Genomic DNA, 1,360 nt, shown 5'->3' with positions numbered 1-1,360 from the left:
CAGTTTTCAAAGAACTACTTAGTCGCTCATTTGCGACTTCCTTATGTTAACATCTTCATTTTTCAATGTCAACTAAGTTTTTTAATTTCTTTTTTGTCGTTTTCTGCGTTTCCGCATCAGCGACGGTTATTAATATATCATGCAGTATATACAGGGTCAATACTTTTTATAAAAAAATTTCACATCCCGTTAAAAACTTAAAAACCGCTGTAAAAATCATTATAGCATCCATTCATTCTTGGCTTTCCTCCTATTCATTTCATATCTTACCTCTTTATCAATTTACACGAGAGTGAAAATTCTAAATTTTATGTTATATTATTAGTATAGGAGCGTGGTGAGAATGAGCATTAAGTATTCAAACAAAATCAATAAAATCCGGACCTTTGCATTAAGTTTAGTATTTATCGGCCTCTTCATTGCATACTTAGGTGTCTTTTTCCGCGAAAACATTATTATTATGACAACGTTTATGATGGTTGGCTTTTTAGCTGTTATCGCTAGCACTGTCGTTTACTTTTGGATTGGTATGTTATCTACTAAGACTATCCAAATTATTTGTCCAAGCTGTGATAAGCCAACCAAAATGCTCGGCCGTGTCGATGCATGTATGCACTGCAATCAACCTTTAACACTAGATCGAGATCTAGAAGGAAAAGAATTTGATGAAAAGTATAATAAGAAGAGTTATAAATCATAAGTATCAAGGGAAATACGAATTTGCAAAACTACAAACGTTTCAACTCATTAAAAAGTTGATTTCTTAAAAAATCAACTTTTTAATTGTTTTATTAAATTTATTACACCTATTTTTTCGAAATAACAGTAAACATCCCTGTCATATTAGGCGAATAATCTTTAAAATCATATTTTTCGTAGAATGATGTTTTACCTTGCGACGCAAACAAACCAATGAATGCTTTATCTGGAGTATTCCCATTTAAGTATTCTACTAAAGTATTCATTATTTTCTTTCCAATACCATTCTTTTGATAATCTGGATGAACCACTATATCTTGAATATAGAAATAGATAGCCCCATCACCAACAATTCTCCCCATGCCGATGATTTGATTATTATCCTTGACTGTTATACAGTAAATCGAATTTTGAAGTGATATTTCCGCCACCTCAAAGTTCATATAGTTAGTCCATCCCACAGAATCACATAAATATTTATATTCTTCCAATGTTGGAATGTTATTTTTAATCTCATATTTCTTCAAAATGTCCCCTCCAAGAATTCATTTCCACCAATACAAAGTAAATTCGACAAACTTTTATCTAACCCTTCTTACTAACTTAGCACTGTAAATCCCGATTAACCTCACGCTAATCCTTATATAAGAAAGAAAGAGGC

Annotated in this window: 2 protein-coding genes; one reads left to right on the top strand and one right to left on the bottom strand. The window is 31.7% G+C overall.

Annotated features, from left to right (window positions below; translation table 11 throughout):
• Positions 1-343 precede the first annotated feature (343 nt).
• Complete coding sequence (locus tag DN401_RS29610; protein WP_000025058.1) at positions 344-700, top strand: YgzB family protein; 357 nt, start codon at positions 344-346, stop codon at positions 698-700.
• Between the two features lie 106 nt (positions 701-806).
• Here the strand turns inward: DN401_RS29610 and DN401_RS29605 are convergent, their stop codons facing one another.
• Positions 807-1,226 carry a GNAT family N-acetyltransferase gene (locus tag DN401_RS29605; RefSeq protein WP_000759735.1) on the bottom strand — a complete coding sequence of 140 codons (420 nt, stop codon included), beginning with the start codon at positions 1,224-1,226 and terminating at the stop codon, positions 807-809.
• Positions 1,227-1,360: the final 134 nt, after the last annotated feature.

Origin of the sequence: Bacillus sp. BF2-3, from assembly GCF_008368795.1 — a bacterium.
Lineage (GTDB): Bacteria > Bacillota > Bacilli > Bacillales > Bacillaceae_G > Bacillus_A > Bacillus_A cereus.
This window is presented reverse-complemented; position numbering and strand designations above follow the sequence as displayed.

What these genes read in the sequence shown, in the direction of transcription:
- DN401_RS29610 (WP_000025058.1), top strand. Translation starts at nt 344, where the DNA reads ATGAGCATTAAGTATTCAAACAAAATCAATAAAATCCGGACCTTTGCA.